The organism is Limisphaera sp. 4302-co (assembly GCF_049537155.1).
Lineage (GTDB): Bacteria > Verrucomicrobiota > Verrucomicrobiia > Limisphaerales > Limisphaeraceae > Limisphaera.
This window is the reverse complement of the sequence record NZ_JBMVQZ010000006.1, coordinates 21,039-47,005: the sequence shown is the minus strand read 5'-3', so window position 1 is coordinate 47,005 and position 25,967 is coordinate 21,039. Positions and strand designations below refer to the sequence as shown.

Genomic DNA, 25,967 nt, shown 5'->3' with positions numbered 1-25,967 from the left:
GTTCAATGTTCGGCCGGCGCGGCGGCACCGTGCCCGGGCTCCTGCCCGCCACCCGCACCGTGTCCCTCCCCGAACGGATCGCCCGACCGAACCGTGTACTCCGCCAGCGTAAACGGAATCTCCCGGTAATCCGGCATGGCCGGATTCGGATTGCGAATCCGTGCCAGATAGGTCGTTCGGGGTTTGGTCAGCAGAAATTCCAGCACGCTGTAATCGCGGGACTGCCGTTTCAGCCGGGATACCCGGCTGTCGGGATCGGCAATGTTGCCAAACACGATGGCACCGGCCGGACAGGCCTGGGCACAGGCGGTGGTGAACGTTCCGTCCGGCACGACCACGTCGCCCGAGTCCCGGGCCTGCACCTTGCGCTGGATCTTGGCCTGCTCGATCCGCTGGATGCAGAAGGTGCATTTCTCCATCACCCCGCGCATCCGGACCGTCACGTCCGGGTTCTTCACCATCTTGACCAGCTCCAGCTCCTCCTGCGGGCGACGGGCAAAAGGTCCCTTGTACAGGCCGTCCAGCGGGCGCTTGTTGTAGTCGAAGAAATTGAACCGCCGCACCTTGTACGGACAGTTGTTGGAGCAGTAGCGCGTGCCCACGCAACGGTTGTACACCATCACGTTCAACCCCTCGTGATCGTGGACCGTGGCGTTGACCGGACAGACGTTCTCGCACGGCGCAGCCTCGCAGTGCTGGCAGAGCATCGGCTGCATCACCACCTGCACATCCTCGATCCACGACTCGCGCCACTGCTTCTCCTCGCGGTTCCAGACCCGCTTGTCGCCCTGCCGAGCCGGATCGCTCGCGTAGTAACGGTCAATCCGCATCCAGTGCATCTCTCGACCGCGCCGGACCTGATCCTTGCCCACGATCGGGATGTTGTTCTCGCTCTGACAGGCAATCACACAGGCCGAGCATCCCACACAGGCGTTCAAATCAATGGACATCCCCCACTGATGCAGCGCCTTCTGTTTCTCCCGGTCCAACGGGTTGGGATACAGCGGCGCCACCACCGGCGGCTCGTGCAGGTTCAGCCGCTTGACGAAATCCGGGTGCTTCCGGAACTGCTCCAGATTCGCCTCGCGGATGATGGCTCGGCCCTCCATGGACCAGTGGTCCTGCGTACAGGCGATCACATGGCGCCGGCCCGTGCCCCTGACCGTGGCGCCCACGGCCACGTGCGGCGCGGCCGATGTCCGCACCGTGTAGGCATTGAAACCCACGCGGCGGCCCACCCGCCCGGCCCGCTCCCGGCCGTACCCCAGCGCCAGCGCCACCACATGATCCGCCATGCCCGGCTGGACCCAGGCCGGGCCCGTCACCATCCGATCGCCGATCCGCACCTCCACCAGCTCGCTGTTGGCCACGCCCAGCGCCTCGGCGGTGCGCCGGCTCATCAACACGACGTTTTCCCAGGTGATCTTGGTGATCGGATCCGGCAACTCCTGCAGCCAGCCGTTGTTCGCATACCGGCCGTCATCCACACTGTGGTCCCTATGCCAGATCACCTCCAGCCGGTCCGGCCCGGGCCGCGAAATCGACAACGCCTTCACGGCCTCACGCACCTCCGATTCCTGCAAGGGCAACCGACCCAGCCCGGCCGCCGGCCCATTGCGGAAACCGTCGTGAAGGAAGAACTTCCACTCCTCCTCGAAATTTGCCGGCTTCTCCCGCTGCCGGAACGTCTCGCGGACGATTTCGTAAGGTTGCCAGACGGTACGTCCGGCCAGCCGGGCCAGAAACTCCAGCTCCGTCAACCCGCCGAACAACGGCTGGATCATCGGCTGCACCGGCAGGTAGGCGCCGTCGCTGGTCAACACGTCCCCCCAGCTCTCAAGAAAGTGCGCCAACGGAAAGTGCCAGTGACAGTGGGGAAAGGTCTCGTCCTCGTAATACCCGAGCCGCACCACCGTGCGGGCCTTCTGCTGCGCCTCGGCCCAGTTCAAATCCGCGGGCGCGGTGTAAACCGGATTGGCACCCAGAATGACCAGCGTGTCCACCCGACCGGCCCGCAGGGCCGCCGCCAGTTCCGCCAAACCGTCCGTCCCGGCCGCTTCCTCGGCCGGCACCAGCTCCACCGTCTGGCCCACCGAACCCAGCACGTGGTTGATCGCGTGCGCCAGCAAATGCACGGCCAACGGTTGGCGATGCCCCGCCAACACCAGCACCTGGCCACGATGCGCCACCAGGTCCCTGGCGCACTCGTCCAGCCATTCGGTCCACAGTCCCTCCGTGGACACCTCCGGCAGACCACCCACCCCGCAGCGCCGGGCCAGATACACGGCGGCGGCAGCCACCTGCGAGGCGGGCAGCCGCAGCCGGTGATCGGCCTGCGCACCCGTGAGCGTCAGCAGGGCCTCCAGCACGTACAACCGGCTGATCTCGTCCGAGGGCTGTTCCAACCGCCGGCTCTGGGCAAAACGCCGGATGTGTTGGAAAGCGTCATCCTCCGTGCCGAGGAAATCACAGTCCAACGACACCACCACCCGGGCACGATCGAACCGAAACCTCGGCTGCACAGGCCGGCCGTAAGCCCGTGACGCCGCACGGCGATGCACCGCCAGATCCAACGGGTCGTGCTCGTACCACGCCGCCTCCGGCAACCGCTCCATCAACTCCCGCCGCAGCCGCGCCCGGGACGGCGACGTGCCCGGCTCGGCCAGAATCGCCAGACCCCGACCCCGCTGCGCTGCCAGTTGCCCGGACAACTCGGTCAAAAAGTCCAGACCCATCTGGCGGGGGACGGTCTGACCGTCGCGGGTCACCCGCCTGGCGCGGTCGGGATCATACAGGCTCAGGATGGATGCCTGCGCCCAACGGTCCGTGCCACCGTTGCCATCGGGATACCGATCGTTGCCCTCGATCTTGATGGGCCGGCCCTCGTGAACCTTCACCACCAGCGGAATGGCGCCCGTCCGGGTCGGCATCGCCGAGGCATAGAACTCCGGCCGGCCGTGAACATAACCCTCCGGCTGCTGCGCAAACGGCATCAGCCGTTCTTCCGGCCGCCGGCACCCGGTCGAACCCAGGCCCACCCCCGCCAGCAACAGAGAAGCCGACATCAGCCGCACGAACTCGCGCCGCGACAACGCGTCCGGCTCCTCCAAAACCGACTCGGGAAACTCTCGTTCCAGCCACTGGCCCGACTCGGCACTGCCCGACCACTGGTCGGGGCTCCGCCAGTACCGGCGACCGAACTCGGGTCCAGGAGCGGGCGTCTGCTGCGTCTTCATCGGTGACAAGCGGAACAATTCTGCAGGGACTCCACCCGCCAGTGCTCCACCATACGGCGCCCCTGCGCCTGTTGTTGGCGGGCATGCTCGGCCGGATCCTCACTCCACCGCCAGCCCAGATCCGTGATCTTGTCCAGCGGCCGGATGAACGAGGCCGGATCCCGATGGCAATCCAGACAAAACGACATGCTCAGCGGCTTGGCGTGGTAAACCTCATCCATCTGATCAATCCGCCCGTGGCATTCCACACAACTGATCCCGCGGTTCACATGGACCGCGTGATTGAAATACACGTAGTCGGGCACCTTGTGCACCTGCACCCACGCGATGGGACGGCCCGTGGCCACGCTCTCCCGCACCAGCGCCAGCCGCGGATCGTCCTTCAGCACCTGGTTGTGACAATTCATGCAGGTGCTGCTGGCGGGAATGTTCGAAAACCACGACCGCTCCACATCACTGTGGCAGTACCGGCAGTCCAACCCCAACTGGTCCACATGCACCTTGTGGGAGAACGCCACCGGCTGCAGCGGTTGATACCCCACACGCGTGTACTTCGGCGTGAAGTAATACCAAACCCCCGCCACCACGCCGCCCCCGACCAGCAACGCGCCGGCCACGATCATCAGCGGCAGCCGATTTGTCCACTTTGGAAAAACGGCCGACATTTCCTCAAGCCCGTGCTCTCACGAGCGTTCTCAATCTCCCTTGTGAACCACACACCCGAGAAGAACCTTCCCGGAACCCGGAGCACCGGCAGCACCGGCAGCACCGCACCTGCCAGAGTTCCAACAGGGTGATCATCCATCCCCCGGCAAGCGAGCCGAGCGCCCCGAAAATCGTGGGCCAGACGTTATCCAACCTGCAAAAGTCCCCGCAAGCAAAAAACCGCTAAAAATTGTGCAATTCACGAGAAGCCCAAGTTGATGCCATTGCCCCAACCTTCGTCAAAACCGGGTCCCGCGCCGGTCGCAACCCGTTCCCCGCCAAAATACATTCACCCCCCGTTGCGCTCGCAAAAGCGCGCTGTCCCGCACAACCTCGTCGCCCGCGCCATTTGCTCCGGGCCAACCGGCCTCATATGTCCCTTCGGCCTGCTGGGGCAGCAACCCGCTTCTTCCGCCCCGCCCACTGTGCCGTTCTGCAGCGCCGCCATCACGGTTCTCGGGACTGTCCGCGTCGTGTTGACGGGGCACCGGGTACCTTCCTTCCACCTCCATCTCGGCCGCCGGCCCCCGCTGATCAGCCTCATGGACGGGTCGTGCCTCGGAGAAAACGAGCGCCCCGCCCACCCACAGGACCGCACCCACCGGCTGCCATTGCCGCGAATAGTCGGCTCGCGCCTCGAAAGGCGCTATCCCCCGACCAGCCCCGGGACGATTCCATCGCTGGGGACGTGAAGCAGAGCGGGATGGCCGCATTCAAAACGAAACCCTTTCGCAATACCGCTTCCGCACCAACGCAGACATCGGTCCAAGCCACCGTGGCCTCCAACCAGGTCACCGAATTGAGCTCCGGCAACGCACCGCTCCCGACGGACATCCCCGACCCGGAAGAGAACCTCGCTCTGATCGTGGTCATCAAATTCGCCGACCTGAACGGCAATGGTGACTGGGACGGCGGCGAGTTCGATGTCCACGGGGTCGCCATCATGGTCGAAGGCGGCCCGACGGGCGGACAGCACTACGTGACCGGGCCGGGACTTTTCTTCGGATCCGCCGGTGTCACCGTCTGCGCGGTCGATCCCGGACAACACCCCTTTGAGGAAGTCGTGCCCTCCTTGTGGACCCCAACCAAGCCGACCCGCGTTGTGGTGAACGTGGTCTCGGGTGACATGGCCTTCGTGTTCTTCGGCAAACGTCCGCCCATGGATTGGGGCGATACGCGGCAGTTCCTCGATCCTCTCGAGTCGCCGCAGAACCTCAAGTGGCTGCCTGCCGGCTATCCCGTCACCCGCGTGGTCAACGGCGCGTTCCGTGTCGTGGATCCGGCAACCCGCCTCGGACCAGCCATCGACGAGGACCCAACGGCCAACCCTCAGGTCTCGCGAACGCCGATGACTTGAACAACCTGCCGGACGAAGACGGCGTCATGTGGTTCGGCGCCACGAGACCGCCCGCCAGCATGCCCGATCAGCCGTTCGCCGTCGATCAGCGACGCCTGCCCATCCTGCCGCACGACGTCCATTACCTGCGGGCCCTCAACACCAAGACCGCTCAGCTCCGCGTCTGGATCGATTTTCACCGCGACGGCAGTTGGGACGACCCGCTCGATCCCGATGACGATGCCGAAGACGTGTTCCGGCCGAACACCGATCCCAACGATCCGCAGGACGATGGATTGGCCGGCGCGCTGCCGACCGGCACGGACTGGCCGGACCTGGCGTTTGTCGTTCCGGCCGACCCCGCCAACGGCCTCACCTTCGCGCGTCCGCTTCAGCACGAAATCCACCCCAGGTCCCACTGGCCGCGCGCCCGATGGCGAGGCCGAGGCTTACCTGGTCTGGATCGGCGAACCGACCGACTTCAGCGATGCACCGGCGCCCTATCCAACCCTGCGGTGCGACGACGGCGCGGAGCACACGGCCTCGTTGTTCTGGATGGGCGGGCCTCCCGATGGCAAAGGCGACGGCCAGCCGGGCCCCAAGGCGCTCGGCGATGACAGCGAGCTATCGCCGGGACTGCGCGATGACGAAGACGGCGTGGCGATGCCGGCCCCCTGGGCGCCGGGCGGTCACGCGCGTTTGCAGGTGATCGTGCATACCGGCTCCGACCTGGTCACCGCGCGGCCGGATGCGGGGGCGGATTTCGACCGGGACAGCGATTGGGCCGATCCGGAGGAACGCATCTTCGATCACCTCGAAGCCTGTCAGGGCACGAACGTGCTGAGCGCCGCGATTCCGCCGGGCGCCGCCGTTGGCAAGACCTGCGTGCGGTTCCGGCTCAGCGCGGACGGCGTGGACCGACTCACGGGCCCCGGCAGCCCGGGCGAGGTCGAAGATTACGCCGTCGAGATCGAGCCCGTACGCAGCCACGCTCAGCGCCCGGCTCTCGGGCGACGGCTCGGAAATCGAACGCTCGATCGGGGCGGTCTGGACGGCTGGCGGCTGGAGCAAGCGCCCGCGGTGACCGGTCCGTGGACCGAGGTCATGGCCCTGCCGCTGCTTGCGCCCGGACAACAGGGCTTGCTCCCATTTCCTCGTCCCGACGGACCGACTTTCCGGCGTTTGGTGCGCCCGTAAAAAAAAAAAAGCGCTGCTGCCTCGGGAGGACGTCCCGACCACCTCCGAGGAGGAACCGGACGCGTACCCTCCGCGCGCGACGCCCGCCGTGGAGAGCCGGCCGGAGCAGGGCCGCGCACAATCCGGCGCCGGGCGGTCCCGCTTCCACCCGCCCCCTTCGAACCGCGGCTCCTCCCGCCAGGTCGCGTGCGCCGCCTCCGAGCAGCGAACCAGCAGCACGGGCGCGCTACGCATGGTCCACCGGGACCCGGCCTCTCTGAGGCGAGAAACAGACCCGGGTATTCTCCGGTGGGCTCAGCAAGTGTCCCTCGCTGGATTCTCCGTCCTCCGGCAGTTCGTTGGCTGGCGACAACTGCCAGAGAACGGCATCTGCGGCTCCGCGCATCGCAAGGCGCACAACGTCGGCTCCGCAAACGGCGGAAACGCCCCGGCCAGAAACACCGGCCGACCCATAGAAGCCCGGTACCACGCATGGGCACGCCCGGGGTGAATCCCTTCTTCGGCGGTAAAGAGGCTCCCGCAACATGCTTCACTCGAGGCAGGCAACCCGGCCACCCCATCCCACCCAGACCGGCCGCAACCCGCCCCCATCCCCCGGCGCTCCAACCCGCGGCCGCCACAAACCCTTCACGAGCCATCCCGGATGCGGTCCCCGCCGAAACCTCGGAGCCCCCGGGCACGGCCTGAGGCGGTGCAGCCGCCGATCCCTCGAGGGCATGCCGTCCGCGCTCCGGGCAGTCGGGGCTCCCCGTGCCCTCATCCCGTCCGCGATTCACCCCCTGTTCCTGTCCTACCGATCCACGGGAGTTCCCGCGTCCCTGCCGACCCGACTCACTGCCGCCCTCGTTTCCCCCCGGCGATGGGCCGTCCGGCGGGAGAATCCGCCAGGCGCCCCGGCGGATCTGACATCAGCTTGGCATATCGAGTTTGTTAGTTATCCTTGATGCGACGACTGTCGAGCATCCCATCCATCCCAACCAGGAGGTCACACATGAAATCGATCCTGTCGGCAGGAATGCTGGCATTCGCCCTGGCCACGGCCCAGGGTGCGTTGTTCGAGTTCTCCATCACGTTGGATGCCAACCAAGCCGGCGGCGGCGGCCGAACCGGATCGGGGTCCGGCACCCTGACGCTGGACGACCAGCTCCACACGCTGACCTTCAACAACATCGTATGGGGCGGTCTCTCCTCGCCGTCCACCCTCGCCCACATCCACGGCCCGGCCGCCCCGGGCCAAAATGCGGGAGTGATCTACGGACTGGCTCCCACCTATACCCAGCTCGGTGGAACTTCCGGAACCATCAGTGGGACCCTCAATCTCGTGGATGGCCAGGCCGGATTCAGCCTTGCCCAGCAGCTCAACCAACTTCATTCCGGCCTCTGGTACATCAACATTCACAGCGAGGCCTTCCCCGGTGGAGAGATCCGGGGCCAGATCGTGCCCGAGCCTTCTCTGCTCGCCCTGATGGGACTGGGAATGAGTGGCTGGTGGGCTGCACGTCGCCGGACCCGGTAAATGCACAGCACCTCATCAGGCCCGTGGTCTTGTCGCCCGGTCCCACCGAAGGCTTAGCAAACCGACATACGCCTTGCGAGACGGGCGGGTGTTTCCCGCCGGGCGATCGTTTGAAGCGGGAATGCGCGTTTTCATCCCGGCCCGGGGTCGGGCAGGTCTGAAATCGGACGCTGGAGGTCGGCCTGCACCTCTTCGGCCGTGCGGGGATCAACCGGTCGTCAGATCGGTTTTCGGCCTCTTCCCCCTGCACGGCCGGGCGCGGCACCAGGACCCAGGTCCGCCTCCCCCAACGGGCACATCCCCCCGTGGCGATGAGCAGGGCACGCCCTTCAAAAGGCCACCGCATGGCAAGGCAGACCCCGAAGAAGGGGCCCGCCCCTCGAAGGCGCGCGTGGCGCAGGAAGAGCGTTCAGTGTGACGAGGCAGGAGCGGCTGAGGGCAGGATGCATTTCATCGGCCTGCCCTTCAGTTCGGCGATCCCGGTTCGGCGGCCGGCTCCCACGCAGCCATGCACGAAGGGCGCCTCCCGGGCACAAAGCGAAAAGGCCGCCCCGCACAAAAACGCCGGGGCGGCCCAAAGATGGGAGGAAAACCCGGTTAGCGCTTGGAGAACTGGAACCGTTTGCGCGCGCCGGGTTGACCGTACTTCTTGCGTTCCTTCTCGCGCGCATCGCGCGTGAGCAGGCCCTCGGCACGCAGGACCGGCCGCAGATTCGGATCCATCTTCAGCAACGCCCGCGCAATGCCCAGCCGGACCGCGCCGGCCTGGCCGGACAACCCGCCACCTTGCACATTGACCCGGACATCAAACTTGTCCTTCAAGCCCGTGGTTACCAGCGCCTGCAGCGCATGAACCCGTAATGCCTCCAGCGGAAAGTAGTTCTCGAAAGGCCGCCCGTTGATGAGAATGCGACCCGTGCCCGGCAACAGCCGGACCCGGGCGACCGCCGTCTTCCTCCGGCCCGTGCCCCAGTAAACCTCCGGCTGCTGTCCGATCCGCGTTTGCTGGCTCTCCTGCACCGTCTCACTCATAGGCTTGCTGATGGATGATTCCTCTTGTTCGGGAACACGTGGTACTCAGGGTCACTCAGCGCGACAGGGTAATCGGCTCGGGCCGCTGCGCGGCATGCGGATGGACACTGCCCCGGTACACCTTCAGCTTGCGAAACAGGGCCCGACCCAGGCGGTTCTTGGGCAGCATCCCCTTCACGGCATGCTCGATCAAAAACTCCGGCCGACGCGCCCGCATCTCCGCCACCGTGCGGTACTTCTCGCCACCCTTCCAACCGGAGTAGCTCATGTAGGTCTTCTGGGTCTCCTTCTTGCCCGTCAGAACCACCTTCTCCGCGTTGATCACAATGACAAAATCGCCGGTGTCCAGATGCGGCGTGTAGATCGGCTTGTTCTTGCCGCGCAGCAGGTTCGCCACCTCGGCGGCCAGCCGACCCAGCACCTGCCCGGCCGCGTCCACCACATACCACTTGCGCGTGTCCGGATTGACCTTTGGCAAATACGTCTTCATGCAAAAACCTTCGCTAAACAGGCCCCACACACTAGCAAATCGCACCAACCCGTCAACAGCCATTTGCACGGTGCACCCGCCCCGGCCGGGATCGGAACGGCGGCGCGCAGGCACCCTGCCCGCCGGAAAAGATCGTTGACACCGGCAGGCGTCCCCGGCAGGATTCAAACGATCGTTTGAAATGAACGTTTGATCATGTCCGCACAGCGCCCCAGCCGGGACACCCGCACCGCCATCCTCGACGCGGCCGAGGCCGTGTTCGCCGAGGTGGGCTTCGCCCGGGCCTCCATCCGCCGGATCATCCGTCGCGCCGGCGTCAATCTGGCGGCCGTGCACTACCATTTCGGCTCCAAGGAGGGGCTCGTCGATGCCGTCATCCAGAGACGCGTGGCCCCCGTCAACGCGCGTCGGCTCGAACTGCTCGCCACCCTGGAACGGGCCCACCCCCGCGGACGACTCCCCCTGAAGCCCGTGTTGGACGCCTTTTTGAGACCCATGCACGAGGCTCACGAGGGAGGGCAGGTCCCCGACCGGCTCCGACGCTTGTACGGCCGGCTGATCGCCGAGGCCGATGAATCGTGGAGCGGCCTGTTGGAACGGCAGTTCGGCACCGTCCTGCGCCGGTTCACCTCGGCTCTGGCCCGCGCGCTCCCCGGGGTTCCCGAGCCGGTGCTGGTTCAACGTCTGTTCTACACGATCGGCGCCGCCGCCCACGGCCTTTTCAAACCGCCGGGGTTCCGGGCCCTGGCCCGCAACCTGCCCGGGGCGGACGCCGGGTTCGAGGATCTCCTGAACTACGCGGCCGCCGGTCTGCGCGCCCCGGCGGCCCGCACCGCAGGCCGCCGGGAAAAACGGACTGCCCCATGATCCGGCAAGTTGCATGGCTGGCTGTCGCGTCGTTGTGCGTCTCCTGCGTCACGCCGCCCCCGCGTGTAGCCGTCCCCGACCTTCCGCTGCCGGCGCACTGGGCTGCATCCGCCCGGGCCGGTCGGGTCGAAGAGGGCGCATGGTGGGAAACGCTGGGCGGACCGGAATTGGGGTCACTGGTTTCCGAGACCCTGGCGTTCAACCGGGACCTGCGACAGGCGGCGGCACGGGTCGAGGCCGCCGCCGCCCAGGCCCGGATCGCCGGGGCCCCGTTCCACCCACAGTGGACCCTGAGCGGTGACGTCGCCCGCCGGCAACAGGTGTTCGTCGGCCTGCCCATCCCGGGTCGGGAAAACGAGCCGCTGGGGTCGCGATCCACCTCGTACGGTGTGTCGCTCAATGTCAGTTGGGAGCTGGACCTGTGGAGTCGCATCCGGGCCGGGCAACGGGCGGCCCTGGCCGAATGGCAGGCCGCCGATGCCCTCTACCGCGCGGCCCAACAGTCCCTGGCCGCGCAAACCGCACGGGCCTGGGTGGCGCTGCTGACCGCCCGGCGTCAGTGTGACCTGGCCCGTGCCATGCGCGACAACCTGGCACGAACCGCCGAACGAATCGGCGCGCGCCATCGCCGGGGAATCCGCACGGCCCTGGAGCATCAGATGGCCCGGCAGAACCTCGCAGCGGCGGAGGCCCTCCTTGCCGCACGCGAACGCGAACGCGACGCCGCACTACGGCAACTGGAGATCCTGCTGGGCCGGTACCCTGCCGGCGCACTGAGCATGGAGGGGCCGCTCCCCGTGCTCACGAACGAAGTGCCGGCCGGACTCCCTTCCGAACTGCTCGAACGCCGTCCTGACCTGGTGGCGGCGGAGCGCCAACTGGCCGCCCGTTTGGAACGGGTGCAGGAGGCCAGGCGGGCCCTCTGGCCGCAGATCAGCCTCACCGCCGCCGGCGGCCGCACCAGCAATCAACTGGAGGACCTTCTGGACAACCGGTTCGACGTCTGGTCATTGGCCGGACACCTGGCCCAGCCGCTCCTGCAGGGCGGTCGGCTACGGGCCAACGTGCGCCTGGCAGAGGCACAGGCACGTGAGGCACTCGAAAACTATGCCTCGGTCCTGCTGCGGGCCTTTGCCGAGGTGGAAACCGCCCTGGTGTCGGAGCAACGACTTCGCGAACGGGAAGCCGCACTCGAACGTTCGCTCGAGCATGCCCGGGCCGCCCACCGCCTGGCGGAGCGGCGTTACCAGTCCGGCCTGGTGGATCTCCTCACCCTGTTGGAGGCTCAACGGGCCGTTTTTCAGGCGGAAAGCGATCTGCTCCAAGTTCGGCGGCAACGCTTGGAAAACCGCGTGGATCTCCACCTGGCCCTGGGGGGCGGATTCGAACGGCCCCCGGACAATTGGGCCGCACACAGCATCTCCGGACCCTGACATGCAAGCCATGCGCAGAACCCTGCTCTCTCTGGCCATCCTCGCAACGGGCCTCCTTCTGACAGCATTGCTGGTCCTGCTGCGGCCCGAGCCGGAGGTGGCCCCGCCTGAGGTTTCCCTCCCCCTGGTCCGCGTGATGAAGCTGACCCCGACGCAACATCGGTTCGTGGTCGAAAGTCAGGGCACGGTCACGCCGCGCACAGAAATGGATCTGGTGGCCGAGGTGGCCGGTCGGGTCGTGCACGTCGCACCCGCTTTCCGCCCCGGCGGGTTGTTCCGCAAGGGCGATTTGCTCGTGGCCTTGGAGTCCACGGACTACGAACTGGCGGTGACCCGGGCCCGCGCGGCGCTGGTCCAGGCGGAAAGCAATCTTCTGCGCGAGGAAGCCGAGGCACGCGTGGCTCGTGAGGAATGGGAGGAAAACGGGCTCGGCCCGCCCCACCCGCTGGCATTGCGGGAGCCGCAACTGGCCCAGGCACGGGCCGCAGTCGAATCGGCCCGGGCGACCCTCCTGCAGGCGCAGCACGACCTGGAGCGATGCCGGGTGACCGCGCCGTTCGACGGCCGGGTGCTGGCGCAGCGGGTGGACCTGGGCCAGTTCATCAGCCGGGGACAGGTCCTGGGGCGGATTCACGCCCTTGACTGCGCCGAGGTCAGGGTCCCTCTGGCCCTGGATGACCTGGCCTTCCTGGACCTGCCCCTCGCCCTTGCGGAGACCAACGGCGACGCAGCAGGCCCGGAGGTTGCCCTCACCGCACGCATCGGCGGCCGCGACTGCACCTGGCACGGTCGCATTGCCCGCACGGAGGGCGAGGTGGACCTCCGCACCCGGATGCTGCACGCCGTCGCCCGGGTGGAACGCCCGTACGAGGCGCGCAACGGTCAACCCCCGCTGGTCGTGGGGTTGTTCGTTCATGCGGCCATTCAGGGACGAACCGTTTCCAACGTGTACGTGGCGCCGCGGAAGGCCTTCCGCCACGACCGGGAGCTCATGGTGGTGGACGCGGACAACCACCTCCGGCTCCGGATGGTGGAGATCCTGCGGCGGGAGCGGGACCGGGTGATCTTTCGCGGCGGACTGGGACCGGCCGAGCGCATCTGCATCACGCCGCTGGACGTGGCAACCGACGGCATGCAGGTCAGGATACTGGCAGAGACGGAGGGGGACACCGTGTCCATGCCTGCAGCCGCCACAGAACCCGCACGACCATGAACCGTGGAGGCGTCATCGCGTGGTTTGCCCGCAACGGAGTGGCGGCCAACCTGCTGCTGCTGGTCATCGTGGTCGGCGGGTTGCTCTCCCTGGGGCGGATCCGCAAGGAGATTTTCCCGGAGTTTTCGTCCGACATGATCACCGTGTCGGTGGTGTACCGCGGGGCTTCACCCGAGGAGGTGGAGGAAGCCGTGTGCGTGCGGATCGAGGAGGCGCTGCAGGGGCTGGAAGGCATCAAACGGATCCGATCGGTCGCCAATGAAAACGTGGGGACCGTGGTGGTGGAGCTGCGCCCGGGCACCGACACGCAGCGCCTGCTCAACGACATCAAGGCCCGCGTGGACGCCATTGAGACCTTCCCGGCCGAGACCGAGAAACCGGTCGTGCGGGAGGTCCTGCTCCGCGCCCAGGTCATCAACGTGGCCGTTTCCGGCGATGCCGACGAACACACCCTGCGGCGCGTGGCCGAGCAGGTCCGGGACGAACTCTCGGCCGAACCGGGCATTTCCCAGGTCGAACTGGCCGTCGCCCGTCCGTACGAGATCTCCATCGAGGTCTCCGAGGAAACCCTGCGTCGTTACGGCCTCACCTTCGACGAGGTGGCCCTAGCGGTGCGACGTTCGTCGCTGGACCTGCCGGGGGGTTCGGTCAAGACCGATGCCGGCGAGTTCCTCCTCCGCGTGAAAGGGCAGGCCTATCGCGCGCCCGACTTCGAAAAACTCCCGCTCCGAACCCTGCCGGATGGGTCGCGCCTCTTGTTGGGCGAGGTCGCCCGTGTGGTGGACGGATTCGAGGACACCGCGCGCCATGCACGTTTCAACGGCAAACCCGGGGTGGTGGTGGTGGTGTACCGGACCGGCGACGAAAACGCGCTCGAAATCAGTCGGAAGGTCAAGGAGTACGTGGCGCGCGCCCGGGCCCGCATGCCGGCCGGAATCCGGCTCACCACCTACATGGACTACGCCCAGTACCTGCAGAGCCGCCTGGACCTGTTGCTCCGCAACGCACGCATGGGTTTCGTGCTGGTGTTCCTGGTGCTGGCGCTCTTCCTCCGTCTCCGCCTTGCCCTCTGGGTGGCCCTGGGCATCCCCGTCTCCTTCCTCGGCACCCTCTGGCTCATGCCGGCGCTGGATGTGTCCATCAGCATGATCTCCCTGTTCGCTTTCCTCCTGGTGCTGGGCATCGTGGTAGACGACGCCATCGTGGTGGGCGAAAACATTCACACCCATTACCAGAGGGGCAAACCCGGGCTGCGCGCCGCCATTGACGGCGCCACCGAAATCAGCAAACCGGTCATCTTCGCCGTGCTCACCACCGTGGCGGCCTTTCTCCCGTTGCTCTTCGTGGAGGGAAACACCGGCAAGATCATGCGCAACATCCCGCTGATCGTCATCCCCACGCTGATCTTTTCCCTGCTGGAGTGCCTTTTTTGCGTCCCGAATCATCTGAGTCACTTCCGCACCGGCGCGGAAGCCGCCGGCGGTTGGCACCCGTTCCGGCGGTTGCAGCGCGCTTTTGCCGACGGATTGGACCGGTTCATCCGCGACGTCTACACCCCGGCGCTGCACTGGAGCCTGCAGCATCGCTACGAGGTCCTGGCCGGCGCGGTCGCCACACTCCTGCTGGCGGTCGGCCTGGTGGCCGGCGGGATCGTGCGGTTCCAGTTCTTCCCGCCCGTGGAAGGGGATGACATTGCCGCATTCGTCACCATGCCCGAAGGCGCGCCGCCGGAGATGGTCGAGCAAGCTGTCCGCAGGATCGAACAAGCCGCCGAACAACTCCGGGCCGAATACGCCCATGTCCGCACCACCGATGGAGGCCCGTTGTTCCGTCACATCCTCACCTCGCTCGGGGATCAGCCGTACCGGACCGCCATCAGCCGCAACGGGGGCAGACCGGGCGGCGACTTCGCCCGCCCCAACATGGGTGAAGTGCACATCCAACTGGCTCCGTCGGAAAGCCGAAACGTGACCTCGGCCGAGCTGGTCAGGCGCTGGCGGGAACTGGCGGGCGACATCCCCGGTGCGGTCGAGCTGGTCTTCACCTCGGCCCTTTTCACCACCGGCGAGGCCATCAACATCCAGCTGGCCGGACCCAACGTGGAACACCTGCGCATGGCGGCCAGCGAATTGAAAGCCGCCCTGGCCCGATACGACGGCGTGCTGGACATTGCCGATTCCCATCGGGCCGGCAAACCGGAGATCCGCCTCACGATCAAACCGGCAGCCGAAGCCCTGGGTCTCACCCTCCAAGATCTGGCGCGGCAGGTGCGCCAGGCCTTTTACGGAGAGGAAGCCCAGAGGATCCAGCGCGGCCGTGACGACCTGCGCGTCATGGTGCGCTATCCGGAGAAGGAACGCCGTTCCCTGGCCGCGCTCGAGCAGATGCGCATTCGCCTGCCCGACGGTGCCGAGGTCCCGTTTGCCGAGGTGGCGGAGGCCCGCTGGGAGACGGGCTACGCATCCATTCTTCGCGTCGACCGCCAGCGCGCCCTGAACGTCACCGCGGACGTGGACCTGCGCCGCACCACGAGCGACGAGGTGTTGCAAGCGCTCCAACAGCGGGAGCTGCCGGCACTCCTCCGGAAATATCCCGGGCTCCGCTACTCCCTCGAGGGCGAACAACGCGAGCAGCAGGAAACGGTGCAGAGCCTGATGCGCGGGTTTGTCCTGGCCCTGTTCCTCATCTTCGCCCTCATCGCCATCCCTTTGCGGTCCTATATCCATCCCTTGGTGGTCATGTCCGCCATCCCCTTTGGCTTTGTCGGTGCCGTGCTGGGGCACCTCGTCATGGGACTGATGCTGACCGTGCTCTCGCTCTTCGGACTGGTGGCGCTGGCAGGCGTGGCCGTGAACGACGGCCTGGTCCTGGTGGACGCCATCAACGCGCGGCGCCGGGCCGGCGTGCCCTTGCTGGAGGCGCTCCGCCAGGCCGGCCCGGCCCGGTTCCGTGCCGTCCTCCTGACCTCGCTGACCACCTTCGCCGGGCTGATGCCGCTCATCCTCGAAAAAAGCGTGCAGGCCCGGTTCCTCATCCCCATGGCCGTCTCGCTCGGGTTCGGTGTCCTCTACTGCACCGTGACCACCTTGATCCTGGTCCCGTCGGCCTACCTCATCCTGGAAGACCTGGCGCATGTGCTGCGCCGTTGGTTCGGGTGGGAATTGCGCCTGGAGACCGACGAACCCGATGAAATCGGCGCGCCGCCGGACTCCGCGTCCACCCGGTGATCGGGGAGCCCACGCACCGCGGGGTCACCATCCCCGATGCCCGGTCCCGAATCAAGTGGCGCCGCAGGCCGGCGACATGCATCCGCAACTTCGGAAAGTGCCCGCCCCTCGCAACACCGTGCCTTCAGGAACCGGGCGGCAGCGGCCGGAGGACCAGCCGGTCGCCCACCACCTCCACCGCCTCGAGCTGCTGCAGAAACTCGATGGCCTCAGGGTTCCGATCCAGGTCGCGAGCCAGGTTCTCCCGGCCGATCCGGCGCAGCAGCCAGTTCGGGATCGGCTTGCCGTTGGCTTCCATCTCGGCCACCTGCACCGTCAACCAGCCATCGGCAAAATGGATGCGCAGCCTCGCCTCGCCGTTGAGGAAACGGCCCTGGAAATCTTTCTGGTCAGCCCGCCCCAGCGGGAAGCTGAACCGTCCGTAGATCATCCCGTTGGTGATGCCGACCCGCAAGCGATCCCGCAGCTCCGGATTGCCCGTGATCAACAGGTTGATCTCGTCAGCCGTCAGCTCGAACGGCGGCACGAGCCGCCCCTGCCGGACGCCCTCGTAAAAGGTCTGCCACCGGATCAGGAGCGCCGTCCGATCCAGTTCAGAATCCCGCGCGGCCGGCAGCTCCACCGGCGCCGGCGTGGTATAGGTCCGGATCAACGTACGCCAGTACCAGACCAGCCCCGCCACACCGCACAGGCCCAACAACGCCACGCATGCCAGGACCACGCCGGTGTACCAGAGCCAGGAACGACGCCGCACCGGCCGACCCGAAGTCGGTCCGGCCGGGGAAGGAGCTTCCGGGTCAACGCTCATGGAGTGTTCGGTTCGCCGGTTCGATCCAAGTGTCCGCGGCTCCAGCGTGACGTGTCGGTCACGAACTGTCCAGCCGATCCGGCCCGGGCCATTCAGGCATCGGTGGGGGAAAAAGCGGGGGCGGCCCGCCGCCCGGACGGCCCCGTACAAACCCCAACGCCGGGTGAATCTCCCGGGTCAGCCCACGCTGCCTTCCAGGCTCACGCCGAGCAGCTTCTGGGCTTCCACGGCAAATTCCATGGGCAATTCCTTGAACACCTCCTTGCAGAAGCCGTTGACGATCATGTTTACGGCGTCCTGCGTGGAGAGCCCCCGCTGATTGCAGTAGAAGATCTGGTCCTCGCCGATCTTGGATGTGGTGGCCTCGTGCTCGACCGAGGAACTCGAGTTGCGCACGTCAATGTAGGGAAACGTGTGCGCACCACACTTGTCCCCGATCAACATGGAGTCGCATTGCGAGAAGTTCCGGGAGTTGACCGCCGACTTCCGGATCTCCACCAGGCCACGGTAGACGTTCTGACCGCGCCCGGCCGAGATGCCCTTGGACACGATCGTGCTCCGGGTGTTCCGCCCGATGTGGATCATCTTGGTTCCGGTATCGGCCTGCTGGCGGCCGTTGACCACGGCCACCGAGTAGAACTCCCCGATCGAGTGGTCGCCCAACAGCACGCAGCTCGGGTACTTCCACGTGATCGCCGAGCCGGTCTCCACCTGGGTCCACGAGATCTTCGAGTGACGCCCCTTGCAGAGGCCGCGTTTGGTCACGAAGTTGTAAATCCCGCCCCGGCCTTCCTCGTCCCCCGGATACCAGTTCTGGACCGTCGAGTACTTGATCTCCGCATGGTCCAGCGCAATCAACTCCACCACTGCTGCGTGCAACTGGTTCTCGTCGCGCATGGGCGCGGTGCAGCCCTCCAGGTAGCTCACGTAGGCGCCCTCGTCCGCAATGATCAACGTGCGCTCGAACTGGCCCGACTTGGCGGCGTTGATCCGGAAGTACGTGGAGAGCTCCATCGGACACCGGACCCCCTTGGGCACATACACGAACGAACCGTCACTGAAGACCGCCGAGTTGAGGGCCGCGTAAAAATTGTCCGTGTACGGCACCACGCTGCCAAGGTACTTCCGTACCAGCTCGGGATGCTCCCGCACCGCCTCGCTGATCGAGCAAAAAATGATCCCCTTCTCGGCCAGCTGCTTCTGAAAGGTGGTCCCCACCGAGACGCTGTCGAACACCGCGTCCACCGCCACACCCGCCAAACGCTCGCGTTCCCGCAGCGGAATCCCCAGCTTTTCGTACGTCTCCAGAAGCTTCGGGTCCACCTCCTCCAGGCTCTTCGGGCCGTCGGTCTTCATCTTCGGCGCCACGTAATAAACGATCTCCTGGAAGTTGATGGGCGGGTACTTCACGAACTGCCAGTTCGGCGGCCTCATCGTCAACCAGTGCCGATACGCCTTCAGCCGCCACTCGGTCAGCCAGTCGGGCTCCTTCTTCTTGGCCGAGATGAACCGGATGATCTCCTCGTTCAATCCCGGCGGCGCCGACTCCTCCTCGATGTCGGTGTAAAAGCCGTACTTGTACTCCTTCCTGACCAGGTTTTCGATGCTGTCGACTGGCGTGCTCATCGTCTCCGTGCTCCTGCGCCGTTTCCGGGAGGAAACCGCCCCGGCGAACCTCGCCTCCCTCCATGTCCCGGGAACGTGCGCCTCTGCAAATTAGAACACCTCCCGCACATGTCAACGAGCCGCTCTCCCAAGTGCCCGCAGGCCGCAAACCTCCACACGCCTGACCCAAGCCCTCACGCCCCATCCGCAAGTTTGCACACGCCGGCCGCGGCACTCCTCGCGGGCCGATGCCGCGCCGGTTTTGCACATGTACCGGGGCCATTCAAGCCGTGCATCCAGTGCTGGGCCCCGCCCGATTGGCCCTGCCCGCACCGGATCCAAGCCCGTTCCGAACACATGAGGGTGGTGCGACCCGTTGGTGAAGCAAACCACGCACCTTCCCCCGGCACCTCCGTCCGAAACGCCGGCTCCCCGGCGATCTGCAGGGTGCGCGGTGGGACCAACGACCGGCCCCCCACACCGCGTCCCCCGGGCAGCCTCGGGTCCCTACCCGATCCAAAGTGTTCAGTTTCCCGACATGGCGTCGGTAGATTTTACGATTTTCGAGCCCGGGTCCGGACGCCATCAACTCGACTGCGGCTCAACGATTTAAGGAGCCACCGCGCGCCCAGGGGCACATTGGCTCCTCCAAAAGTGTAAGGCAATTTTTACATTCCCCCGCGAAGCTTGTTTTTGCTCGGCTGTGTGCAACGAACTTGCAACAAGCCATTTGCGCACGTCGTCAGACGGTTGGCATGCAAATGGCTGGTATTCTGACAGAGCGTAGCGCAAAACCGAGAACAGCAACGAGTAGAAAGGACAGGCAGTATGAAATCCCAATGGATGCTTACGGCAGCGGCAACCGCGATGGTGGTCGGTTGTGTCACCCAAGCCCACGCGTTCGTCCAGATTCCCGACCCGGTGAACCGGCAGTCCCATGTGGAAACGGTGGTCACGGATCTCGGGAACGGTTTCTACCGATACTCGTACACGGTGTGGAATGACTCCGTCCCCACTCTGGATGGGAAGGTTTACGTCTGGCCGCGGATTATCGGCTGGGAGATTCCCTTGGATTCTCCGGCTTTTGTGTCCGACGTGACCTCGCCGGAAACATGGTCCTATCGGTTCCTCAGCGCGGAGGATTACTTGAACGAATACGGTGTCCCCAATCCCTTTGACTCCCGCTGGGTTTTGCAATGGTACGATTACGAGCTGTACGAGGGAATCAGCTTTGAAAAGAGCATCGTGCCTGTTGGCTACAACGCGGCGTGGGGCGAGGACGAGTACGAACCCTACGTGAACCACTTTGGTTTCATCTCGCCTCTGGGGCCAACCGACGGTCCCTACGCGGCAATCTGGCAGGATGCCTACCGCAACATCGGCGATCCCCCGCTGCCGGGCGGTGGCGTCTCGGGCGGCTCTCTGCCCTACACGCGCCAGCATTCGATGCCCGACGGCGGCACCACGGCCATGCTGCTCGGTCTGGGGTTGGTCGGACTTCAATTCTGGCGGAAGAACTCTCGGTAATGGCGCTACACGGCCCGCCCGGCTCCGCTGCCGCGGGTGGGATTTGAAAAAGGGCGGCCCGTCCGGGTGGACGGGCCGCTTCTTTTTTCCCGGGCGAGACAACCTCCGCCAGCGCAGTCCTCCCCGGCGGCCGCCATCGGTTGCACTTCGCCAACAGGGTCTGCAGCCCATCACGGAAACGGTGCCGGCCACGACATCCCCGGGTTCTTTTTGCACCGCCGGCCCGTTCGGCCCTGCCGTCCGGGCCCTGCTTTCGTATGCGCGCTCCGTCAGAAAGAACTGCGCCTGTCCGCGGCGCCCGAGACCGGCTTCCGCACAATCCTTTCCCCATGCCGCTGCAATGATCTTCAGGTGCCGCATGACGTGGGGGCCCGTCCAAATCTGCTCCCGGCCGCTGCAGGGACGGCACCTGCCGTGTTGGCAGGTGCACTTTCCGACTTGGCGCCCGGGGTGGTTCCCGCTTTGCTGGCCGACATGAAGATGGTCGGATATCCGCGATCCCTCTGGCTGATGTCGGCCCTCCTCGTTGCATGTCATTTCAATCAGCCGGTCCGGGGCCAGAACGGGGCCGGATCGGAGGTGGAGGAACTCCGCAAAGGCAGGCATTTCATCCCCACGCAGGTGTACCCGGAAAGCGAGGACGCACGGTTGTTGCGCCTGTTTGCGGGGCTCAGAGTGGCGGACGTCTCGGACGGGATGGACAAGGCCGGGTTGTCGCACGTGGGCCGGATGGACCCGGACATTCGCCCGCTCTGGACGGATGTACGGACCTTCAAGCACCGCATCGTGGGGATCGCGGTCACCGCCCGGTACGTGCCCACCCAGGAACCCGCCACCGGTCCGCAATCCACCGAGGCCTTCGATCGTTGGATGGGCACGTGGTACCGCGACCGCAGCAGCGAGCCCTTCGTCTCCCTGCTGCGGCCGGGCACGGTGTTGGTCATCGAGGAACACGGACACGACGTCGGCTCGATCGGTTCGAACAACATTCTGGTCTGGAAACAACGCGGGTGCGTGGGGGTGGTCACCAGTGCGACGGCGCGGGACACGGACGAAATCGCCGCCCAAGGCGTGCCCCTGTATTTCCGCCGGCCGGGACGGGGCGTTCGACCCGGCCGCAACGAGATCGAATCGGTCAACGCCCCGATCGTCTGTGGAGGTGTACTGGTCAGGCCCGGCGACATCATCGTGGCCGATGGAGATGGTGTCATTGTGGTCCCACGGGCACGGGCCGAGGAAGTGGCGGCCTACGCCAGGGTCACTTTGGAACAGGACAAGGCGGCTCGCCGCAATTTGTACAAGGCCCTGGGGCTGCCCATGGACCCCTCGGTGGAATCGGCCCCATGAAACCGTCCCGTCCCATGTCACCTTCCCGCGCTTCCTCCGGGCCGATCCCTGCAGCCCGCTCCATGCAACCTCATGCCGGGGGCGGTGCATCGCCCGCCGGTGCGGCGGACCAACAGGGGCCGCCCGGAGATGCGTACGCCTTGCCGGCCTGGCTGGGCGCGGGCGTGGCTGCCGTGGGCGGGTTCGTCATTCTGGTGCTCGAAATCGTGGGGGCACGTTACCTGGCACGGGACTTCGGCAGTTCGTTCTACGTGTGGGTCAGCCAGATCGGCGTGGTGATGGTGGCGCTGGCCCTCGGCTATTATGTGGGTGGCGCGCTGGCGGATCGCTGGCGCCGGCCAGGCCGGTTGATCTGGTTGCTGGTGCCCACGGGAGCGTTCGTGTATGTGATCCCCCGGCTGGCCCCGCCGGTGTTGGAAGCGCTGGTCAACCGGCATCCGCCCGATGAACCAATTCCACCGGTCTGGCAGAAACTCGATCCGGCCCTCGGGAGTGCGGTGATATTTCTGCTGCCCTGTTTCATGCTGGCGATGCTCTCGCCGTACTTCATCCGATTGAGCAGCCGGCAGATTGCCCACGTGGGACGGATCAGCGGCTTGATTATCGCCGCCAGCACCGCCGGCAGCATTGCCGGGGTGTTTGTAGCGGGTTACCTTCTGGTGGACATGATGAGCCTGTCCGCCATCTTCCGGGGCTGTGGCCTGGCCATCCTTTTCCTGGCGGCGGTGTGCTGGATCGTGGACCGGCGGTACCGACGCGCCTGAAGCTCATGCAAAAGAGAACCGTGCCCATCTGTCTGGCATACCAGGTCGCATGTCTGGCCATCACCGGCGTCGTTGCGGCCGCGCGGGGGGAGGTGTTGTTCGAAGCCACCTCGCCCTATCACAACATCCGCGTGGAGGACCGGGCGGGTTATCGCTGGCTGACCTTCGACGGTACGCTCCAGACCCGCATGTCGCTCCGCGATCCCCTGGCCGGGCATTTCGAGTACATCGAGTACTTTCACCTGCCCTGGCTCTGGAACACACAGGTCAGTCAGGTCTTGATGATCGGCCTGGGTGGGGGCAGCGCTCAACGGCAATGGGCCGCGTGGTACCCGCAGGTCCAGTTCGAGACGGTGGAGATCGATCCCGTGGTGGTGAGGGTCGCCCGGGAGTACTTCCACCTGCAAACCGGTCCTACACAACGCGTGGTGGTCGAAGACGGCCGCATGTACCTCCGGCGTTCCCGCCAGAGTTGGGACGTGATTCTGGTGGACGCCTACACCGAAAACCGTTACGGCGCGTTCATCCCCTACCACCTGGCCACCCGTGAGTTCTTTGAAATCGTCCGCGACCGTCTCTCCACCAACGGCGTGCTCGCCTACAACGCCATCGGCACGCTGAACGCCTGGCATTCCGACGTCATTGGCTCCCTTCACCAGACCCTCAAGGCGGTTTTCCCGCAGGTGTATCTGTTCCCGGCCTCCAGCAGTCAGAACATCGTGCTGGTGGCCAGTCGGGATGCCAGACGCCGGAGCCTCGTCGAACTGGAACAAACCGCCCGGGCCCTCCTCCGGGCCGGCCACATCAAACTGCCGGAGTTTCTCCACCGCGTCCGGAACCTCCGGGAGCAGCCCCCGTCTCACTTCAGCCGGTGCGACCTGCTCACCGATGATTACGCCCCCGTGGACGGGCTGCTGACACGGGGCCGGAGAGCCTCCCGCTAGGCGCCGACCGGGTACCGCCCACCCGGGTTTGCGACCCGGTTCATGCGCGGGCTCCGGGCCGTCGCGTGTGCGCGGGCCCATGCCGGGCCTGCCCACGCCGTGCAGGCTGGCCATGAACCTGAGGATTCCTTATGCTGCTGCCCGTATGAAAAAGTCGCTGGGAGCCCAGACCCTTCTCCATCCCACGCCCGTGGTGGTCGTGGGCACGTACGACGCCGCAGGCCGGCCCAACGCCATGACCGCCGCCTGGGCAGGGATCTGCTGTTCCCAGCCCCCGTGTGTGGGCGTGGCCCTCCGCCGCGCCACCTACACTCATGAAAACGTTATCAACCGCCGGGCGTTCACGCTGGGCGTCCCGTCCCGGGACCAGGTCCGGGTGGTGGACTACCTGGGGTTGGTGAGCGGCCGTGACGTGGACAAGTTCCGTGTGACCGGTCTGACGCCGGTCCGCAGCCTTTTGGTGGACGCCCCTTATATCGAGGAATTCCCGCTGGCGCTGGAGTGCCGGCTGTATCGAACGCTGGAACTGGGGCTGCACACCCTCTTTGTGGGAGAAATCATGGACGTCAAGGCCGATCCCGGCATTCTGGACGAGGAGGGCCGGACCGACCCCGAACGACTCAAGCCGTTGTCATTTGCGCCCGACTCGCAGGCCTATTACGCCCTGAACGATTTCGTGGCCCGCGCATTCGAGGTCGGTCGGGAAATCACCCTCCAGCCACCAGATCCCCACGTGGCGTGAAGACCGTGCAGGAGGCCGCCCCGAATCCACCCGGTGGACGCGTCCGTCATCCGGAGACGGCCCGTTCCTTTCCCGCACCATCCTTGCCGGGCAGGGCACAAGCGCGCCCGGACCCGGCCGCGGGCATGCCCAACTTTTGCATTTTTCGCCGGGGCTGAATCGGGTAAGAGGGTGCCGTGGCGGCCGCAGGTGATCAGGGCAACCGAGTTCTGAGGGGCATCCCGGTCTCGCCCGGCGTGGCCCGGGGCAAAACGTACGTCTGGCACCGTGCCGAGGCGGAGGTGCCCCGGTGGGAACTGCGCGAGGAGGAAATCCCGGCCGAGCTGGATCGTCTCGAGCGGGCCCTGGTGGCCACCCGCCAGCAGCTCCTGGAGGTCCAACGCCAGGTCACGGAAGTCATGGGCGCCGAGGAGGCCAGCATCTTTGACGCCCATCTGCTGGTGTTGGAGGACCGGGTCCTCCTGGACGAGGTGGTCCGCGTCATCCGCCGCGACCGCGTCAACGCCGAATACGCGTTCAACCAGGTCGCCCAAAAGTACATGGCCGCCCTGGCGCGCGTGGAGGACGAGTACCTGCGCGAACGCGTGGCCGACATGCGGGATGTGACCGCTCGCGTGCTCAGCCACCTCATGGGACGCGCGCACGGGCTGGACCTGTCGCACCTCCGCGAACCGGTCATCATCGTGGCCCACGACCTGACGCCCAGCGACACCGTGCAACTGGACAAGACCAAGGTGCTGGGTTTTGTCACCGAGATCGGGAGCCAAACTTCGCACGCTGCCATTCTGGCACGGTCGCTGGGCCTGCCCGCCGTCGTGGGTGTGGGCCGCGTCCTTCAGGAGGTCGAGAGCAGCGTGTATGCGCTCCTGGACGGTTTCAACGGTCTGCTGGTCCTCAATCCCAGCGACCAGGTCCTGTTCGAATATGGCCAGCTCGTCCGCCGCCAGATCAGCCTGGAGGAGAAACTGCGCGAGGTGGTGGACCAGCCGGGCGTGACCCTCGATGGTGTCCGGGTTCCCATCCTCGCCAACATTGAACAGGCCGACGATGTGGAGGCGGTTCTGGCCTGTGGCGCCGAGGGCGTGGGCCTCTTTCGTACCGAGTACCTCTACATCAACCGGCCGCATCCACCCGCCGAAAACGAACAGTACGAGGCCTACCGGCGCGTGGCTTCCACTCTTCGACCGCGGCCGGTGATCATCCGGACGCTCGACCTGGGCGGGGACAAGTTCCTCTCGCACCTGGTGGCCCAGCAGGAGATGAACCCCTTCCTCGGATGGCGCGCCATCCGGTTGTGCCTGCAGCAACCGGAAATGTTCAGCGTCCAGCTCCGGGCCATCCTCCGCGCCAGCGCCGAAGGCAAGGTGAAGGTGATGTATCCCATGATCTCGGGGTTGGACGAGCTCTGCCAGGCCAATGAACTGCTGGAACGGTGCAAGGCGCAACTGCGCCGGCAGGGCCTGCCGTTCGACGAGCAGATCGAAACGGGCGCCATGATCGAAATCCCCTCGGCCGTCCTGGTGGCCGACGCCCTGGCCCGGCGCAGCCGCTTTTTCAGCATCGGCACCAACGACCTCATCCAGTATTCCCTGGCCGTGGACCGGATGAACGAGCGAATCGCTCATCTTTACGAGCCCACCCACCCGGCGATCCTGCGTCTCATCCGCATGACCACCCGGGCGGCCGAGGCGGCCGGTCTGCGGGTCAGCGTGTGCGGCGAAATGGCCGGTGAACCGGTCCTGGTTCCCCTCCTGCTCGGCCTGGGCGTCCACGAGCTGAGCGCCGCGCCACCCTTGGTGCCGCGCATCAAGTATCTGGTGCGCCGCATCCGCATGAACGAGGCACGCGACCTGGCGGAATGGGCGCTGACCCAGGAGTCGGCCTCCGCAATTCTGCGGCGTTGCGAGGAACTGGCCCGTGATGCCGCCCCTCTGCTGTTCGAGACGCGCCGCGTGGACATCTGAGCCGTGACCGTGCC

The 25,967-nt window shown here is 66.1% G+C and carries 20 protein-coding genes; 13 read left to right on the top strand and 7 right to left on the bottom strand.

Annotated elements, in window-relative coordinates:
- Positions 1-2: 2 nt before the first annotated feature.
- Both ACPDIX_RS07790 and ACPDIX_RS07785 read right to left on the bottom strand, forming a co-directional pair.
- A complete protein-coding gene (locus ACPDIX_RS07790) occupies positions 3-3,236 on the bottom strand; it encodes a TAT-variant-translocated molybdopterin oxidoreductase (RefSeq protein ID WP_423431221.1) in 3,234 nt (1,077 codons plus the stop codon).
- Complete coding sequence (locus ACPDIX_RS07785) at positions 3,233-3,901, bottom strand: cytochrome c3 family protein (protein WP_423431220.1); 669 nt, start codon at positions 3,899-3,901, stop codon at positions 3,233-3,235. The genes ACPDIX_RS07790 and ACPDIX_RS07785 overlap by 4 nt, the downstream gene beginning before the upstream one ends.
- Positions 3,902-4,629: 728 nt before the next feature.
- On the opposite strand from ACPDIX_RS07785, the gene ACPDIX_RS07780 reads away from it, so the two are divergent.
- The gene (locus ACPDIX_RS07780; RefSeq protein WP_423431219.1) at positions 4,630-5,298 is read left to right on the top strand and encodes a hypothetical protein; all 669 of its coding nucleotides are present in this window, start codon (positions 4,630-4,632) and stop codon (positions 5,296-5,298) included.
- Here the strand turns inward: ACPDIX_RS07780 and ACPDIX_RS07775 are convergent.
- Positions 5,271-5,684 carry a hypothetical protein gene (locus tag ACPDIX_RS07775; protein ID WP_423431218.1) on the bottom strand — a complete coding sequence of 138 codons (414 nt, stop codon included), beginning with the start codon at positions 5,682-5,684 and terminating at the stop codon, positions 5,271-5,273. The genes ACPDIX_RS07780 and ACPDIX_RS07775 overlap by 28 nt on opposite strands.
- A 148-nt stretch (positions 5,685-5,832) precedes the next feature.
- On the opposite strand from ACPDIX_RS07775, the gene ACPDIX_RS07770 reads away from it, so the two are divergent.
- Entirely contained in the window at positions 5,833-6,474 is a 642-nt protein-coding gene (locus tag ACPDIX_RS07770) for a GEVED domain-containing protein (protein ID WP_423431217.1), read from the top strand.
- A gap of 991 nt (positions 6,475-7,465) precedes the next feature.
- Positions 7,466-7,990, top strand: coding sequence for a CHRD domain-containing protein (locus tag ACPDIX_RS07765; protein ID WP_423431216.1), 525 nt, complete (start codon positions 7,466-7,468; stop codon positions 7,988-7,990).
- A gap of 597 nt (positions 7,991-8,587) precedes the next feature.
- Here the strand turns inward: ACPDIX_RS07765 and rpsI are convergent.
- The gene (gene rpsI, locus ACPDIX_RS07760) at positions 8,588-9,022 is read right to left on the bottom strand and encodes a 30S ribosomal protein S9 (protein WP_423431215.1); all 435 of its coding nucleotides are present in this window, start codon (positions 9,020-9,022) and stop codon (positions 8,588-8,590) included.
- A 55-nt stretch (positions 9,023-9,077) separates the two neighbouring features.
- Entirely contained in the window at positions 9,078-9,512 is a 435-nt protein-coding gene (rplM, locus tag ACPDIX_RS07755) for a 50S ribosomal protein L13 (RefSeq protein ID WP_423431214.1), read from the bottom strand.
- A 195-nt stretch (positions 9,513-9,707) separates the two neighbouring features.
- Here rplM and ACPDIX_RS07750 point away from each other — a divergent pair, with 195 nt between their 5' ends.
- The 4 genes from ACPDIX_RS07750 to ACPDIX_RS07735 are packed head-to-tail and all read left to right on the top strand — an operon-like array spanning position 9,708 to position 16,252.
- Complete coding sequence (locus ACPDIX_RS07750) at positions 9,708-10,379, top strand: TetR/AcrR family transcriptional regulator (RefSeq protein ID WP_423431213.1); 672 nt, start codon at positions 9,708-9,710, stop codon at positions 10,377-10,379.
- Entirely contained in the window at positions 10,376-11,812 is a 1,437-nt protein-coding gene (locus ACPDIX_RS07745; protein ID WP_423431212.1) for an efflux transporter outer membrane subunit, read from the top strand. The genes ACPDIX_RS07750 and ACPDIX_RS07745 overlap by 4 nt, the downstream gene beginning before the upstream one ends.
- A 10-nt stretch (positions 11,813-11,822) precedes the next feature.
- The gene (locus ACPDIX_RS07740; RefSeq protein WP_423431211.1) at positions 11,823-13,025 is read left to right on the top strand and encodes an efflux RND transporter periplasmic adaptor subunit; all 1,203 of its coding nucleotides are present in this window, start codon (positions 11,823-11,825) and stop codon (positions 13,023-13,025) included.
- Positions 13,022-16,252, top strand: a complete 3,231-nt coding sequence (locus ACPDIX_RS07735; RefSeq protein ID WP_423431210.1) for an efflux RND transporter permease subunit — start codon at positions 13,022-13,024, stop codon at positions 16,250-16,252. Before ACPDIX_RS07740 ends, ACPDIX_RS07735 begins: the two co-directional genes overlap by 4 nt.
- Positions 16,253-16,376: 124 nt before the next feature.
- Here ACPDIX_RS07735 and ACPDIX_RS07730 read toward each other — a convergent pair whose 3' ends face one another.
- Complete coding sequence (locus tag ACPDIX_RS07730) at positions 16,377-17,060, bottom strand: hypothetical protein (RefSeq protein ID WP_423431209.1); 684 nt, start codon at positions 17,058-17,060, stop codon at positions 16,377-16,379.
- 177 nt (positions 17,061-17,237) lie between these two features.
- Entirely contained in the window at positions 17,238-18,686 is a 1,449-nt protein-coding gene (sufB, locus tag ACPDIX_RS07725; protein WP_423431208.1) for a Fe-S cluster assembly protein SufB, read from the bottom strand.
- An 807-nt stretch (positions 18,687-19,493) separates the two neighbouring features.
- On the opposite strand from sufB, the gene ACPDIX_RS07720 reads away from it, so the two are divergent.
- The 6 genes from ACPDIX_RS07720 to ptsP all read left to right on the top strand — a co-directional run bounded on the left by ACPDIX_RS07720 (position 19,494) and on the right by ptsP (position 25,953).
- Positions 19,494-20,192: a VPDSG-CTERM sorting domain-containing protein gene (locus ACPDIX_RS07720; RefSeq protein WP_423431207.1), complete on the top strand. Its 699-nt coding sequence runs from the start codon at positions 19,494-19,496 to the stop codon at positions 20,190-20,192.
- A gap of 474 nt (positions 20,193-20,666) precedes the next feature.
- Positions 20,667-21,539 carry an RraA family protein gene (locus tag ACPDIX_RS07715; RefSeq protein ID WP_423431206.1) on the top strand — a complete coding sequence of 291 codons (873 nt, stop codon included), beginning with the start codon at positions 20,667-20,669 and terminating at the stop codon, positions 21,537-21,539.
- 62 nt (positions 21,540-21,601) lie between these two features.
- Positions 21,602-22,303, top strand: a complete 702-nt coding sequence (locus ACPDIX_RS07710) for a fused MFS/spermidine synthase (RefSeq protein ID WP_423431205.1) — start codon at positions 21,602-21,604, stop codon at positions 22,301-22,303.
- Positions 22,304-22,308: 5 nt separating this feature from the next.
- Complete coding sequence (locus ACPDIX_RS07705; RefSeq protein WP_423431204.1) at positions 22,309-23,247, top strand: spermidine synthase; 939 nt, start codon at positions 22,309-22,311, stop codon at positions 23,245-23,247.
- Between the two features lie 145 nt (positions 23,248-23,392).
- Positions 23,393-23,989 carry a flavin reductase family protein gene (locus ACPDIX_RS07700; protein WP_423431203.1) on the top strand — a complete coding sequence of 199 codons (597 nt, stop codon included), beginning with the start codon at positions 23,393-23,395 and terminating at the stop codon, positions 23,987-23,989.
- Positions 23,990-24,165: 176 nt separating this feature from the next.
- The gene (gene ptsP / locus ACPDIX_RS07695; protein WP_423431202.1) at positions 24,166-25,953 is read left to right on the top strand and encodes a phosphoenolpyruvate--protein phosphotransferase; all 1,788 of its coding nucleotides are present in this window, start codon (positions 24,166-24,168) and stop codon (positions 25,951-25,953) included.
- Positions 25,954-25,967: the final 14 nt, after the last annotated feature.

Excerpts from the sequence above, each read along its gene's own strand:
- ACPDIX_RS07705 (WP_423431204.1), top strand. The coding sequence starts at position 22,309 with ATGCAAAAGAGAACCGTGCCCATCTGTCTGGCATACCAGGTCGCATGT.
- ACPDIX_RS07770 (WP_423431217.1), top strand. The coding sequence starts at position 5,833 with ATGGGCGGGCCTCCCGATGGCAAAGGCGACGGCCAGCCGGGCCCCAAG.
- ACPDIX_RS07785 (WP_423431220.1), bottom strand. The coding sequence starts at position 3,901 with ATGTCGGCCGTTTTTCCAAAGTGGACAAATCGGCTGCCGCTGATGATC.
- sufB (WP_423431208.1), bottom strand. The coding sequence starts at position 18,686 with ATGAGCACGCCAGTCGACAGCATCGAAAACCTGGTCAGGAAGGAGTAC.
- ACPDIX_RS07710 (WP_423431205.1), top strand. The coding sequence starts at position 21,602 with ATGCAACCTCATGCCGGGGGCGGTGCATCGCCCGCCGGTGCGGCGGAC.
- rpsI (WP_423431215.1), bottom strand. The coding sequence starts at position 9,022 with ATGAGTGAGACGGTGCAGGAGAGCCAGCAAACGCGGATCGGACAGCAG.
- ACPDIX_RS07790 (WP_423431221.1), bottom strand. The coding sequence starts at position 3,236 with ATGAAGACGCAGCAGACGCCCGCTCCTGGACCCGAGTTCGGTCGCCGG.
- ACPDIX_RS07765 (WP_423431216.1), top strand. The coding sequence starts at position 7,466 with ATGAAATCGATCCTGTCGGCAGGAATGCTGGCATTCGCCCTGGCCACG.
- ACPDIX_RS07740 (WP_423431211.1), top strand. The coding sequence starts at position 11,823 with ATGCGCAGAACCCTGCTCTCTCTGGCCATCCTCGCAACGGGCCTCCTT.
- ACPDIX_RS07735 (WP_423431210.1), top strand. The coding sequence starts at position 13,022 with ATGAACCGTGGAGGCGTCATCGCGTGGTTTGCCCGCAACGGAGTGGCG.
- ACPDIX_RS07745 (WP_423431212.1), top strand. The coding sequence starts at position 10,376 with ATGATCCGGCAAGTTGCATGGCTGGCTGTCGCGTCGTTGTGCGTCTCC.
- ACPDIX_RS07700 (WP_423431203.1), top strand. The coding sequence starts at position 23,393 with ATGAAAAAGTCGCTGGGAGCCCAGACCCTTCTCCATCCCACGCCCGTG.
- ACPDIX_RS07750 (WP_423431213.1), top strand. The coding sequence starts at position 9,708 with ATGTCCGCACAGCGCCCCAGCCGGGACACCCGCACCGCCATCCTCGAC.
- ACPDIX_RS07720 (WP_423431207.1), top strand. The coding sequence starts at position 19,494 with ATGAAATCCCAATGGATGCTTACGGCAGCGGCAACCGCGATGGTGGTC.
- rplM (WP_423431214.1), bottom strand. The coding sequence starts at position 9,512 with ATGAAGACGTATTTGCCAAAGGTCAATCCGGACACGCGCAAGTGGTAT.
- ACPDIX_RS07715 (WP_423431206.1), top strand. The coding sequence starts at position 20,667 with ATGAAGATGGTCGGATATCCGCGATCCCTCTGGCTGATGTCGGCCCTC.
- ACPDIX_RS07730 (WP_423431209.1), bottom strand. The coding sequence starts at position 17,060 with ATGAGCGTTGACCCGGAAGCTCCTTCCCCGGCCGGACCGACTTCGGGT.